This is a genomic window from Pseudomonas sp. G7(2022) (genome assembly GCF_052660475.1).
Window position 1 is genome coordinate 1732575 of sequence record NZ_CP109659.1, and the last position, 14197, is coordinate 1746771.

The 14197-nt window shown below is 59.2% G+C and carries 14 protein-coding genes; all 14 read left to right on the plus strand.

Translation table 11 applies throughout. The features are described from left to right. Window positions 1-94 precede the first annotated feature (94 nt). The 14 genes from NE357_RS07805 (at window position 95) to fliG (ending at window position 14197) form a co-directional block, all read left to right on the plus strand. Window positions 95-1021 (plus strand): ketoacyl-ACP synthase III, encoded by a 927-nt coding sequence (locus NE357_RS07805; RefSeq protein ID WP_169429395.1) that lies wholly within the window; start codon window positions 95-97, stop codon window positions 1019-1021. An 86-nt stretch (window positions 1022-1107) separates the two neighbouring features. After that, the gene (locus tag NE357_RS07810; protein ID WP_169429396.1) at window positions 1108-2400 is read left to right on the plus strand and encodes a motility associated factor glycosyltransferase family protein; all 1293 of its coding nucleotides are present in this window, start codon (window positions 1108-1110) and stop codon (window positions 2398-2400) included. Beyond that, window positions 2397-2663 (plus strand): hypothetical protein, encoded by a 267-nt coding sequence (locus NE357_RS07815; RefSeq protein ID WP_169429397.1) that lies wholly within the window; start codon window positions 2397-2399, stop codon window positions 2661-2663. The genes NE357_RS07810 and NE357_RS07815 overlap by 4 nt, the downstream gene beginning before the upstream one ends. Window positions 2664-2906: 243 nt before the next feature. Next, entirely contained in the window at window positions 2907-3758 is an 852-nt protein-coding gene (locus NE357_RS07820) for a flagellin domain-containing protein (protein WP_085605772.1), read from the plus strand. Window positions 3759-3830: 72 nt separating this feature from the next. Next, window positions 3831-4187, plus strand: coding sequence for a flagellar protein FlaG (locus NE357_RS07825; RefSeq protein WP_169429398.1), 357 nt, complete (start codon window positions 3831-3833; stop codon window positions 4185-4187). An 80-nt stretch (window positions 4188-4267) separates the two neighbouring features. Next, window positions 4268-5722, plus strand: a complete 1455-nt coding sequence (gene fliD / locus NE357_RS07830; RefSeq protein ID WP_169429399.1) for a flagellar filament capping protein FliD — start codon at window positions 4268-4270, stop codon at window positions 5720-5722. Window positions 5723-5851: 129 nt separating this feature from the next. After that, entirely contained in the window at window positions 5852-6250 is a 399-nt protein-coding gene (gene fliS / locus NE357_RS07835) for a flagellar export chaperone FliS (RefSeq protein WP_169429400.1), read from the plus strand. Window positions 6251-6260: 10 nt separating this feature from the next. Continuing rightward, window positions 6261-6557, plus strand: coding sequence for a flagellar protein FliT (locus NE357_RS07840; RefSeq protein WP_169429401.1), 297 nt, complete (start codon window positions 6261-6263; stop codon window positions 6555-6557). Between the two features lie 172 nt (window positions 6558-6729). Then, window positions 6730-8205: a sigma-54 dependent transcriptional regulator gene (locus NE357_RS07845; protein WP_016984300.1), complete on the plus strand. Its 1476-nt coding sequence runs from the start codon at window positions 6730-6732 to the stop codon at window positions 8203-8205. Between the two features lie 128 nt (window positions 8206-8333). Next, the gene (locus NE357_RS07850; protein ID WP_249314429.1) at window positions 8334-9527 is read left to right on the plus strand and encodes a sensor histidine kinase; all 1194 of its coding nucleotides are present in this window, start codon (window positions 8334-8336) and stop codon (window positions 9525-9527) included. Between the two features lie 5 nt (window positions 9528-9532). Then, window positions 9533-10924, plus strand: a complete 1392-nt coding sequence (fleR, locus tag NE357_RS07855) for a sigma-54-dependent response regulator transcription factor FleR (protein ID WP_169429403.1) — start codon at window positions 9533-9535, stop codon at window positions 10922-10924. A gap of 128 nt (window positions 10925-11052) precedes the next feature. Next, window positions 11053-11382, plus strand: coding sequence for a flagellar hook-basal body complex protein FliE (fliE, locus tag NE357_RS07860; RefSeq protein ID WP_085710460.1), 330 nt, complete (start codon window positions 11053-11055; stop codon window positions 11380-11382). Window positions 11383-11397: 15 nt separating this feature from the next. Then, window positions 11398-13185 (plus strand): flagellar basal-body MS-ring/collar protein FliF, encoded by a 1788-nt coding sequence (gene fliF, locus NE357_RS07865; protein WP_169429404.1) that lies wholly within the window; start codon window positions 11398-11400, stop codon window positions 13183-13185. Beyond that, window positions 13178-14197 (plus strand): flagellar motor switch protein FliG, encoded by a 1020-nt coding sequence (gene fliG, locus NE357_RS07870; RefSeq protein WP_007958288.1) that lies wholly within the window; start codon window positions 13178-13180, stop codon window positions 14195-14197. Before fliF ends, fliG begins: the two co-directional genes overlap by 8 nt.

Sequence of the window (14197 nt, forward strand, 5' to 3'; positions counted from 1 at the left end):
TGGCTGCCCGTTGTGGCGGCCGTTTTCTGTTTGTCGGCGCCCCTCGAATCCTTGCGAGCGGTGGTATTGGGCTGTTTATTATTGGGAAGCCGTAATGATTGGCATAAAAAGCATTGCGAGCTACGTTCCTGTAGCCGGCGTGGACAATTACGCACAAGGTGCAAAATTCGAGAAGGATGAAGAATTCATCCTCGGCAAGATCGGTTCGGCCTTCCTGCCACGTAAAGACGCAGAACAGGAAACTTCCGATCTGTGTGTTGAAGCGGCCAATGCGCTGTTTGCCAACAACCCTGAACTGAAACGTGAATCCATCGATGCACTGATCGTCGTCACCCAGAACGGTGACGAAGAAGGCCTGCCGCACACCGCAGCAATCGTCCAGGACAAACTGGGTCTGCCAACCAATGTCGCCGCGTTCGACATTTCCCTGGGCTGCTCCGGTTACGTTTATGGCATCTACGCGATCAAGGGCTTCATGGAAGCTGCCGGCCTGAAGAACGGCCTGCTGATCACCGCTGACCCATATTCGAAGATCGTTGATCCGGAAGATCGCAACACCACCATGCTGTTCGGCGACGCCGCCACCGCGACCTGGATGGGCGAAGACCCGACCTGGGCGTTGGGCAAGGCCAAGTTCGGCACCGACGGTTCCGGTGCGCCGCACCTGAAAGTCACCGATGGCGTGTTCTTCATGAACGGTCGTCAGGTGTTCAACTTTGCGTTGCTCAAAGTCCCGGCGCACTTGCATGAGTTGCTCGACGATTCGGGCCTCAACGCCGATGACATCGATGCCTTCTGCATCCACCAGGGCAGCGCGGCGATTGTCGATGCCGTGGCGCGCCGCTTTGAAGGCGAGCCGGAGAAGTTCATCAAGGACATGGTCGAGACCGGCAACACCGTGTCGTCCAGTGTGCCGCTGCTGCTGGAAAAACACGTGATGGATTCCGACTGGAACCGCATCGCGATCAGTGGTTTCGGTGTCGGTCTGTCGTGGGGTTCGGCGATTATTTATCGTCCTTGAATCCGTTAAAAACGGCGGATACAAAAATAGCGTTCAAGGGTTAACCTTGAACGCTATTTTTTTGCCTGAAGGGAGCGCGAGGCGCCATGAGCGAGTTTTTCCAGGCCAATGCCCACGTCATTGAGCGACGCTGGCCGGCGCTGTTCGCGCGATTGCTGAACGAAGACAGTTCGGTGATCGACGCCGGATTGACACAGGGGCTGGGTTCGACGCTGAGCATCAACGGCATTCAGCTCACCAGTCGCCACGACCGCGTCCATGAGGCCCGGGTTCAGGCCGCCAGCCTGCCGGCGGACAAGTCGCGATTGCACGTCTATGGCACCGGCCTCGGAGATTTGCCGACGGTTCTGCTGGAGCGTGCCGGGCTTGAGCGGCTGTATGTACACATCCTCAATGGCGCGCTGTTTGCGCTGGTGTTGCAGTTGCTCGATCAGCGGCAATGGCTGGAAGACTCGAGGGTAGAGCTTCTGTACGCCGGGGACATGCCGGACATCTGCACGCCGTTCTTTGCCTTGCCTGCCGAAATGCTGCTGGCCGATGACTTCAACGCGAAGATCCGTGATCGGCTGGTCAGTGAAGTGCACTTGAGTTTCAACAATCGTGAGTTTGATCCGCAGTCGCCGTTCATTCTGCAGCGTCTGCAGGACTGCTTGCCGGTGCTACTCGCTGACGATGATGTGGCGCAATTGTTCGGCACTTGCACTGGCCGGGAAATCTACGTGATCGGCACCGGGCCGACGCTTGAGCAGCATTTCGAGCGACTGGCCACGATTCGCGAGCGAGACGAGCGCCCCTTGTTCATTTGCGTCGACACCGCTTACCGGCCGCTGCGCGAGCACGGGATTGTGCCCGACTATGTAGTGAGCATCGATCAGCGCATCAGCTTTCGGCATTTGCCTTTCGAAGAATCCGACGGCATTCCCTTGGTGTATCTGCCCATGAGCGATCCTGAGGTGTTGAGGGCCTGGAAGGGCAAACGCTATGGCGGTTATTCGCTTAGCCCGGTCTACGCAGCGTTGCGAGAGCAACATCCACGGGCACTGCTGCATGTGGGTGGCAGCGTGATTCACCCCGCGGTGGATCTGGCGGTGAAGATGGGGGCTGCGCAGATCACCCTGTTCGGCGCCGACTTCGCTTTCCCGATGAACAAGACCCACGCCGGCTGGAACGATGGTGATCTTGGGCCGTCGGTGAATCAGGCGCGGCACTGGGTGCGTGACGGGTTCGGTGAGCGCGTCAGTACGCAGCTCAATTTCCGCGGTTATCTGTGTGTGCTGGAGCGATACATCGCCAGCCAGCCGCACGTCGAGTTTTTCAACAGTAGTCGCGCAGGAGCGTTGATTGCCGGGACGCGCTTCAATCAGGAGTTCGTGCAATGAGTGCAATGCAACGAAGTGTCGACGAATGCCGTCGGTGTGCCGGCCTGTTTCGTCTGGGGCGTGATGTCGAAGCAGCGCTGGACATGGTTGATGTATTCGAAGGTGCGCAGCATTTGCTGGTGTCCGCCTCGCCGGATATCCAGCAGTCGTGGGCGCAAGTGCTCACACAAATGCTCGATTGTCAGGAGCGCCAGGATTGGCTCGGGCTCGCCGACTTCATGGAGTACGAATTGATCCGGTTACTGGAAAGTTCGGCGTCCTGAGAAATGCCGATAGCGCTGGCCCGCAGGTTTGCGCTGCAGACGGTTTCATGGCGTCATTTTTCCGAGGGTGAAGTGCTGCTAAGTCTTTGTTTTCTAGGGGGTGGCAGGGTGATGGCAAATTTTTTCAAAAAAGCCCTCAAGCAACCTGCAAACCCGACGATAACTATTACGAAGGTTCTCTAGGCCATACCCGGCGGTTGCCAGGGCCGGAAGCCGCAGTACCCAACCAACGAGGAATTCGTCATGGCTTTAACAGTAAACACCAACACCACGTCGTTGAACGTTCAGAAGAACCTGAACCGCGCTTCCGACGCTCTGTCGACTTCGATGCAGCGCCTGTCTTCCGGCCTGAAAATCAACAGCGCTAAAGACGACGCCGCTGGCCTGCAAATCTCCAACCGTATGTCTTCCCAGATCCGCGGTAACACCCAGGCCATCCAGAACGCCAACGACGGTATCTCCGTTGCTCAGACCGCTGAAGGCGCTCTGCAAGCTACTACCGACATTCTGCAGCGTATGCGTGAACTGGCTGTTAAAGCACGTAACGGTACCAACGGCACTGCTGACCAGACCGCTACCAACGCTGAATTCGCACAAATGTCCGACGAGATCACCCGTATCTCGGCTTCGACCAACCTGAACGGCAAAAACTTGCTGGACGGTTCGGCTGGTACTGTGACCCTGCAAGTTGGCGCAAACACCGGTTCGGCTAACCACATCGACCTGGTACTGAGCTCCAAGTTCGACGCCGCCAGCCTGTCGGTAGGTAGCGGTACTGTTGTTCTGACCGGTGCTACTTCGGCTGCCGCCGCTTCGAACATCGACAACGCTATCACTGCAATCGACGCCGCTATCGCTGCAATCGGTGCAACTCGTGCCAGCCTGGGTGCTTCGCAAAACCGTCTGAACAGCACCATCCAGAACTTGCAGAACATCAACGAAAACACCACTGCTGCACAAGGTCGCGTACAAGATACCGACTTCGCCGCAGAGACTGCTAACCTGACCAAGCAGCAAACCCTGCAACAGGCTTCGACCTCTGTTCTGGCTCAAGCCAACCAACTGCCTTCCGCTGTACTGAAGCTGCTTCAGTAATTTCGGAATGAGTTTTGGCGGGGGAGTGCGCTTGCGTGCTCTCTCGCTTTTTCACGTTAAGAGGTGATGAGCATGGACATGAGCGTAAAGCTTAACGTGACTTATCCGGCTCCCAAGCCAGCCAGTACCGTCACCGACAAGCCGTCGGAGACCAAGCCTCACGTGGTTGATGCTGTTACTGATTCGAAAAAGAGTCAGGAAACGGATGAAACCAAATTGAAGCTGGCGGTGCAGGAGATCGAGAAGTTTGTTCAGTCGATCAAGCGTAACCTGGAGTTCTCGATCGATGAGCATTCCGGAAAGGTCATCGTCAAGGTGATCGCAAGCGAGACGGGCGAGGTCGTACGACAGATCCCCTCCGCAGAAGCTCTCAAGCTGGCAGACAGCCTCGCCAATGCGAGCCACGTGTTGTTCGACGCCAAAGTCTGATAGCTGGCATGAATCGTGTTTGAAGTTCTTTAGACCCCACAAGGGTCAAAAGACTGGCAACAACCCCAAGGGAGATGCACATGGCAAGTCCAATTTTACCGGGTTCCGGCCTGGGTTCCGGCCTGGACATCGGTGCGATCGTTACTGCGCTGGTCAACGCTGACAAGTCGGCGAAACAGACGCAGATCGATGCCAGTACCAAGACCAACACGCTGAAGATTTCCGGTGTCGGTACGCTGAAGAGTGCGCTGACTGCATTCCAGACGGCGATGACCAACCTGGGCAGCAAGACCAATCCGGCGTTTTCCGGTTACACGGCCACTTCGGGTACTCCGAGTGTTCTGGGCGTGACTTCGGATAACACTGCGGTCTCGGGCACTTACAGTGTTGTTGTGAACAATCTGGCTACCGGCTCGAAAATAGCCAGCGCATCCTTTGCCGGCGGTGCTGCCAGTGCCATTCCGAGTGGTACTCTGAAAATCAGTCAGAATGGCACTGATTACAATGTCACGATTCCAGCCAATGCGACCTTGCAGACTACTCGTGACGCGATCAACACGGCTCAGGGTATCAATGGTATTTCTGCCAACATCGTGACGGATAGCACCGGTTCGTCGCGTCTGGTCATCAGCTCGAGCAAGACAGGCGCGGGCTCGGACATGACGGTCAGCGGTATTGCCGGTCTGGAAATCGATGGCACCAAACCGATGAGTGCCACCCCGGCGGCGGGTGATTCCGGAGCGGTCAATGGGCTCGCCAAGGATGCATCGCTGACCATCGATGGCCTGGCGGTGACCAGCAAAAGCAACAATGTGACGGGTGCCATCAGTGGTTTGTCGATGAACCTGCTGACTGTCCCTAATCCGCCTGGCACGCCCGTTGTGGTGAGTGTTGACGCCAACACCAAGGGATTGCAGACGTCGGTTCAGGCCTTCGTTGATGCCTACAACACCTTGAAAAGTACTGTCGACACCTTGTCCAAGGCAACGCCGGACGAAGATGGCAAGCTGACCGTTCAGGCGGCTTTCACTGGGGATTCCCTGCCGCGTTCGCTGATTGCCGATATTCGTAGCCAGTTGACCATGCCAAGCGGCACCACCGGCGGTCCGATGGCCTACCTGTCGCAGCTGGGCGTCATGACTGACAAGCTCACCGGTAACCTGACTTTCGACACGGTCGCGTTCAACAAAACGATGAGCACGCCAGGCATGACCGGCCAGGTCCAGCAGATGTTCTCTGGCACCACCGATAAAAACGGTTTGTTGGCGCGCATGAGCAAGGCGGTGGATCCGTACCTCAAAGGGGCGGATGGTGTATCTCCCGGTTTGCTCGATCAGCGCATGACCATCCTGAACGGTAACGCGCGCAGCCTTACCGCCCAGCAAACGGCTCTGGATATACGCGTTGCCGGCATGACCAAGACGTTGACTGCAAAATACAACGCCATGGACTTGCTGGTAGGGCAAATGAAGGCCACGGCGAGCAGCATTACGTCGTTCTTCAGCTCGCTGAACGCTCAGCAATCTGCGAAGTAACATGTAAGAGCGACAAAAACCCGGCTACGCTTTCGAGCGTGTGCCGGGTTTTTGTCTTGTGGTCTAAAGTTTTTCGGCTCGCTGGCGATACACTGGTCATGCGAGTCATTGTGGCAAATGAGGTAGAACATGAATCCGATGTTAGCCCTTCGGCAATACCAGAAAGTTGGCGCCCACGCTCAGACGTCCGAAGCGAGCCCCCACCGTCTGGTACAAATGTTGATGGAAGGTGGTCTGGCGCGCATTGCGCAGGCCAAGGGCGCGATCGAGCGCAAGGACATCCCTGCAAAATGCACGGCGATCGGCAAGGCCATTGGCATCGTCAGCGGCTTGCGTGAAGGCCTGGATCTGGAGAAGTCCGCCGATACGCTGGCTGATCTGGACGGGCTGTATATCTACATGATGAAGCGTCTTGCCGAGGCCAACATCAACAGCGATCCGCGTATTCTGGATGAAGTCGCCGGCTTGCTGAGCACGGTAAAAGAAGGCTGGGACGCCATCGCGCCTACGCCAGCTCCTCAGTTCTAAGGAGATCACCATGAGTCTTGTATTGCAGCGAATCGAAGAAACCCGAGAAGCGTTGGTCGGTGCCCTGGCCGAGCGCAACTGGGAGGCGATCGGTCAACTGGACCTCGATTGCCGTTCCTGCATGGAAGATGTCTTGAGTGAGGCTTCGGTGGATGAAGTGGCGCTACGCGACAATCTTGAGGAGCTGCTGCATGTGTACAAGGAGCTTCTTGAGGTCGCCATGGGTGAGCGTCAGGCGATAGTCGACGAGATGTCGCAGATCACCCAAGCGCAGAACGCGGCAAAGGTTTACCATCTGTTTGGTTAATTAACCCTCAGTTAATCCAGACATGTGCGCCATAAATTTGACTGTGCACGGTTTTTTGACTTAACTAGTGGCTGTTTTCAGATTTCAGGCGTCTACAGGCACACGGTGTCCTGCAAGCGTCTCGCTTGCCCCTCGTTTTGGGCATTGAGTTGACTAGGGAAGTTGCTATTGCATGTGGCGTGAAACCAAAATTCTGCTGATCGATGACGATAGCGTCCGCCGCCGCGACCTGGCGGTGATCTTAAATTTTCTTGGCGAAGAAAATTTACCCTGCGGAAGCCATGACTGGCAGCAGGCAGTCGGCTCTTTGTCGTCTAGTCGTGAGGTCATTTGCGTACTGATCGGGACGGTCAATGCTCCTGGTGCGCTTTTGGGCTTGCTAAAGACACTCTCAACCTGGGATGAGTTCCTTCCGGTTTTGCTGATGGGCGATAATTCTTCGGTGGACCTGCCCGAAGACCAACGCCGCCGGGTACTTTCGACCCTCGAAATGCCGCCGAGCTACAGCAAATTGCTGGACTCCCTGCACCGTGCCCAGGTCTATCGCGAAATGTATGACCAGGCCCGCGAGCGCGGCCGTCATCGCGAACCCAACCTGTTCCGCAGTCTCGTCGGCACCAGCCGGGCGATCCAGCATGTGCGCCAGATGATGCAGCAGGTGGCCGACACCGACGCCAGCGTGTTGATCCTCGGCGAGTCCGGCACCGGCAAGGAAGTGGTTGCGCGTAACCTGCATTACCATTCCAAGCGTCGCGACGCGCCGTTCGTGCCGGTCAACTGCGGGGCGATCCCGGCCGAGTTGCTGGAAAGCGAACTGTTCGGCCACGAGAAGGGCGCCTTTACCGGCGCGATCACCAGTCGTGCCGGCCGCTTCGAGCTGGCCAATGGCGGCACACTGTTCCTCGACGAAATCGGTGACATGCCGCTGCCGATGCAGGTCAAGCTGCTGCGCGTGCTGCAGGAACGCACCTTCGAGCGCGTGGGCAGCAACAAGACCCAGAGCGTCGACGTGCGCATCATTGCCGCGACCCACAAGAATCTCGAAAGCATGATCGAGATCGGCACCTTCCGCGAAGATCTCTACTATCGCTTGAACGTGTTCCCGATCGAGATGGCGCCGCTGCGTGAGCGCGTCGAAGACATCCCGTTGCTGATGAACGAGTTGATCTCGCGCATGGAGCACGAGAAACGCGGTTCGATCCGTTTCAATTCCGCCGCCATCATGTCCCTGTGTCGTCACGGCTGGCCGGGCAACGTCCGCGAGCTGGCCAACCTGGTGGAGCGCATGGCGATCATGCATCCGTACGGGGTGATCGGCGTGGTCGAGCTGCCGAAGAAATTCCGCTACGTCGACGACGAAGACGAGCAAATGGTCGACAGCCTGCGCAGCGATCTGGAAGAGCGCGTGGCAATCAACGGTCACACGCCTGACTTCACTGCCAACGCCATGCTGCCGCCGGAAGGGCTTGATCTGAAGGACTACCTCGGTGGTCTCGAGCAGGGCTTGATTCAGCAGGCGCTGGATGATGCCAACGGCATCGTGGCCCGTGCCGCCGAACGTCTGCGCATCCGTCGCACCACGCTGGTGGAGAAGATGCGCAAGTACGGCATGAGCCGACGCGATGGTGATGAACAGGCGGATGATTGACGCCTGTTTTTCAACGGCTTCATTTATAAGCAGTTTTTTTTAGGCACGGGTATTGCTATGTCCCTCGCAACGTTCCGTTTAACTGACGGTCAGCCAAGCGAGAGAGCACAATGCCCCAAGCCTCCCAGATGTCTTCTGTTCCCGAGTCCTCGGGGCAACTGCCGTCCGTAGAGCAGGCCGGTCGGCCGGGGCTTGAGCAGGCGTTTGCGCTGTTCAACCAGATGTCGAGTCAATTGACCGACTCCTACAGCATGCTTGAAGCGCGGGTCACCGAGCTCAAGGGCGAGCTGGCCGTGGTCAGCGCCCAGCGCATGCAGGAGCTGGCGGAAAAAGAACGTCTGGCCAACCGTCTGCAAAATCTCCTTGATCTGTTGCCGGGTGGCGTCATCGTCATCGATGGCCACGGCATCGTGTGCGAGGCCAATCCCGCCGCCATCGATCTGCTGGGTTTACCGCTGGAAGGCGAGCTATGGCGGCATGTGATTACCCGTTGCTTTGCGCCCCGTGAAGACGACGGTCATGAAATCTCCCTGAGAAACGGTCGACGCCTGTCGATTGCCACCCGTTCGCTGGATGCCGAGCCGGGGCAATTGGTGCTGCTCAACGACCTGACTGAAACCCGTCACTTGCAGGATCAGCTCGCGCGCCACGAACGGCTGTCGTCGTTGGGGCGTATGGTCGCCTCGCTGGCCCACCAGATCCGAACTCCGCTTTCCGCCGCACTGTTGTATGCCAGTCATTTGACTGAGCAGGCGCTGCCGGTCGCCACCCAGCAGCGCTTTGCCGGGCGCCTCAAGGAGCGTCTGCATGAGCTGGAGCATCAGGTGCGCGACATGCTGGTGTTCGCTCGCGGTGAATTGCCGCTGACCGACCGCATCACGCCCAATGCCTTGATGCAGTCGTTGCAGGCGGCGGCGCTGACCCATGTGCAGGATCTGCCGATCCGTTGGCAATGCGACAGCCATGCGGGCGAGTTGCTGTGCAATCGCGACACGCTGGTCGGGGCAGTCCTCAATCTGATTGAAAACGCGATTCAGGCCAGTGGTGATGACGTGCGCCTGAAAGTGCATTGCTACACCCGCGACAACACCCTGCGCCTGTGCGTCAGCGATAACGGTGGCGGCATCGAGCCGGCGGTGCTGGCGCGGCTGGGCGAGCCGTTTTTCACCACCAAGGTCACCGGCACCGGCCTGGGCCTGACCGTGGTCAAGGCTGTGGCCCGTGCGCATCAGGGAGAATTGCAACTGCGTTCGCGAGTCGGGCGCGGCACGTGCGCGCAGGTCGTCCTGCCGATGTTTTCCGTTGTACAGGGAGCTGAGTGAAGGTCATGGGCATCAAGGTTCTGCTGGTCGAGGATGACCGCTCGTTGCGCGAAGCGCTGGCCGATACGCTGTTGCTGGCCGGTCACGACTATCATGCAGTGGGTTCGGCCGAAGAGGCGTTGAACGCTGTCGAGCGCGAAGCGTTCAGTCTGGTGGTCAGCGACGTCAACATGCCGGGCATGGACGGCCATCAATTGCTCGGCCTGTTGCGCGCCCGTCAGCCGCAGCTGCCGGTGCTGCTGATGACCGCTCATGGTGCAGTCGAGCGCGCGGTGGATGCCATGCGTCAGGGCGCGGCGGATTATCTGGTCAAGCCATTCGAGCCCAGGGCCCTGCTGGATCTGGTAGCGCGTCACGCCTTGGGCAGCCTTGGTGCCAGCGATGCCGAAGGGCCGGTCGCGGTCGAGCCGGCCAGTGCCCAGTTGCTGGATCTGGCAGCGCGGGTTGCCCGCAGTGATTCCACCGTGCTGATTTCCGGCGAGTCCGGCACCGGTAAAGAGGTGCTGGCGCGCTACATTCACCAGCAATCCCATCGTGCCAGTCAGCCGTTCATTGCGATCAACTGCGCGGCGATCCCGGACAATATGCTCGAAGCGACATTGTTCGGTCACGAGAAGGGGTCGTTCACCGGCGCCATCGCGGCGCAGGCCGGCAAGTTCGAGCAGGCCGACGGCGGCACCATTCTGCTCGACGAAATTTCCGAAATGCCCCTGGGTCTGCAAGCCAAGCTGCTGCGGGTCTTGCAGGAACGCGAGGTCGAGCGGGTGGGGGCGCGCAAGCCGATCACCCTCGACATTCGCGTAGTCGCGACCACCAACCGTGATCTGGCGGGTGAAGTGGCGGCGGGGCGGTTCCGTGAAGATCTCTACTATCGTCTGTCGGTGTTTCCACTGGCCTGGCGTCCGCTGCGTGAGCGGACCGCCGACATCCTGCCGCTGGCCGAGCGTCTTTTGACCAAGCACGTCAATAAAATGAAGCATGCGATGGCGAAGTTCTCGCCCGAGGCGCAGGCGTGCCTGATCGGTTATCCATGGCCGGGCAACGTGCGCGAGCTGGATAACGCGGTCCAGCGGGCGTTGATCCTCCAGCAGGGCGGCTTGATTCAGCCGCAGGATTTCTGCCTCTCCGGGCCTGCGCTGTTCGCCCCTTTGCCGGTGGCGATGCCACTCAGTCCCGTCATTCGTGAAGTCGAGATCGAGACTGATTCGGCCGGTGCGCTGGGCGATGACCTGCGTCGTCGCGAGTTCCAGATGATCATCGACACCCTGCGCACCGAGCGCGGTCGACGCAAGGAGGCTGCCGAAAAACTCGGTATCAGCCCGCGTACGCTGCGCTACAAACTGGCGCAAATGCGCGATGCGGGGATGGACGTCGAAGGCTATCTGTTCGCTACCTGAAGGGTGGTGCAAACGTTTGAAAACGCATTTCTCGAAGCGGTGCCCGTGAGCTGGCACCGTTGTTGCTAACACCTGAGTACCCGCCGAGTGAGTGTCAAAAAATTGCGGGCCGCCCAAGAGAGTAGACCATGAGCCAAGGTATTGAATTTAATCGGTTGATGATGGACATGAAGGCCATGCAAATGGACGCCATGTCGAAGCCGAAATCGACTGCCGCCGTCCCTGAAGTGGCAGGCAGCAGCTTTTCCGACATGCTCGGTCAGGCCATCAACAAAGTGAACGATACTCAACAGGCCTCGAGCCAATTGGCCAACGCGTTCGAAATCGGCAAAAGCGGCGTCGATCTGACGGACGTGATGATTTCCTCGCAGAAGGCCAGCGTGTCGTTCCAGGCACTGACCCAGGTGCGCAACAAGCTGGTTCAGGCTTATCAAGACATCATGCAGATGCCGGTTTAAGGACGAGATTGAGTCATGGCAGAAGCAGTCGCCGATAACGTTCCGGCCAAGGCCACCCCGATAGACGGCAAACCGCCGCTGTTCGGCCTGTCCTTCCTGGAAAACCTCTCCGAGATGACCGTGCTGCGTCAGGTGGGCCTGTTGGTCGGCCTGGCCGCGAGCGTGGCGATTGGCTTTGCCGTGGTGCTGTGGTCGCAGCAACCGGACTACCGGCCTCTGTACGGCAGCCTTGCCGGCATGGACGCCAAGCAGGTCATGGACACCCTGGCCTCCGCCGACATTCCCTACACCGTCGAACCGAATTCCGGCGCCTTGCTGGTCAAGGCCGATGACCTGTCCCGTGCGCGGCTCAAGCTCGCGGCCGCTGGTGTCACTCCCAGCGACGGCAACATCGGTTTTGAAATCCTCGACAAGGAACAGGGTCTGGGCACCAGCCAATTCATGGAAGCGACCCGTTATCGTCGCGGCCTCGAAGGCGAACTGGCCCGCACCATCTCCGCCCTGAACAACGTCAAGGGCGCACGCGTTCACCTGGCCATCCCGAAAAGTTCGGTGTTCGTGCGTGACGAACGCAAGCCAAGCGCATCGGTACTGGTCGAGTTGTACTCCGGTCGTTCGCTGGAGCCAGGCCAGGTCGTTGCCATTATCAACCTGGTGGCGACTTCCGTTCCCGAGCTGAGCAAATCGCAGATCACCGTCGTCGACCAGAAGGGCAACCTGCTGTCGGATCAGGCGGAAAATTCCGAAATGACCATGGCGGGCAAGCAGTTCGACTACAGCCGCCGCATGGAAAGCATGCTTACCCAGCGCGTGCACAACATTCTGCAACCGGTACTGGGCAACGATCGCTACAAGGCTGAAGTGTCGGCCGATATCGATTTCAGTGCCGTCGAATCCACCGCCGAGCAGTTCAATCCCGATCAGCCGGCGCTGCGCAGCGAGCAGTCGGTCAACGAGCAGCGCACCGCCAGCAATGGCCCGCAAGGCGTACCGGGCGCCCTGAGCAATCAGCCACCGTCGCCGGCGTCGGCGCCGCAAACCACCGGTGGCGCCCAGGCTTCCACCGGCATGGTGCAGCCAGGCCAGCCACTGGTTGACGCCAACGGTCAGCAGATCATGGACCCGGCCACCGGCCAGCCGATGCTCGCGCCGTACCCGGCAGACAAGCGTCAGCAATCCACCAAGAACTTCGAACTCGACCGTTCCATCAGCCACACCAAACAGCAGCAGGGTCGCCTGAATCGCCTGTCGGTGTCGGTGGTGGTGGACGATCAGGTCAAGATCAACCCGGCCAACGGCGAAACCACTCGTGCGCCGTGGAGCGCCGACGAATTGGCGCGCTTCACCCGTCTGGTACAGGACGCCGTCGGCTTCGACGCCAGCCGTGGCGACAGTGTCAGCGTAATCAACATGCCGTTCTCCGCCGAGCGCGGTGAAGTGATTGCCGACATTCCGTTCTACTCCCAGCCTTGGTTCTGGGACATCGTCAAACAAGTGCTGGGTGTGCTGTTCATCCTGGTGCTGGTGTTCGGCGTGCTGCGTCCGGTGCTGAACAACATCACCGGCGGCGGCAAAGGCAAGGAACTGGCCGGTCTGGGCGGTGACGTGGAACTGGGTGGCATGGGCGGTCTGGACGGTGAACTGTCCGGCGATCGCGTCAGCCTCGGTGGCCCGACCAGCATCCTGCTGCCGAGCCCGAGCGAAGGCTATGACGCTCAGTTGAACGCAATCAAGAGTCTGGTGGCAGAAGACCCGGGTCGTGTGGCCCAGGTCGTGAAAGAGTGGATTAACGCAGATGAGTGATAACCGAGCCGCCGTCGCCAAATTGTCCCGGGTCGATAAAGCCGCGATTCTGCTGCTGTCCCTGGGGTCGACCGATGCCGCACAAGTGCTGCGCCACATGGGCCCCAAAGAGGTTCAGCGGGTCGGCGTGGCCATGGCCCAGATGGGCAACGTCCACCGTGAGCAGGTCGAGCAGGTCATGAGCGAGTTCGTCGACATCGTCGGCGACCAGACCAGCCTGGGCGTCGGCTCCGACGACTACGTGCGCAAAATGCTCACCCAGGCCCTGGGCGAAGACAAGGCCAACGGCCTGATCGACCGCATCCTGCTGGGTGGCAACACCAGCGGTCTCGACAGCCTGAAATGGATGGAACCGCGTGCCGTTGCCGATGTGATCCGTTACGAGCACCCGCAGATCCAGGCGATCGTGGTCGCGTACCTCGATCCGGATCAGGCCGGTGAAGTACTGGGCAACTTCGACCACAAGGTGCGTCTGGACATCATCCTGCGCGTCTCGTCGCTGAACACCGTGCAGCCGGCGGCACTGAAAGAATTGAACCAGATCCTCGAGAAGCAGTTCTCCGGCAACTCGAACGCCTCGCGCACCACCCTGGGTGGCATCAAGCGGGCGGCGGACATCATGAACTTCCTCGACAGCTCGATCGAAGGCCAGCTCATGGACTCGATCCGCGAAGTCGACGAAGACCTGTCCGGTCAGATCGAAGATCTCATGTTCGTGTTCAACAACCTGGCCGATGTCGACGACCGCGGTATCCAGGCGCTGTTGCGCGAAGTGTCCTCCGATGTGCTGGTGCTGGCCCTCAAGGGTTCGGACGAAGGCGTCAAAGAGAAGATTTTCAAGAACATGTCCAAACGTGCTGCCGAACTGCTGCGCGACGACCTCGAGGCCAAAGGCCCGGTGCGCGTCAGCGACGTGGAAACGGCGCAGAAGGAAATCCTCACCATCGCCCGCCGTATGGCCGAAGCCGGAGAAATCGTGCTCGGTGGCAAGGGCGGCGAGGAAATGATCTAA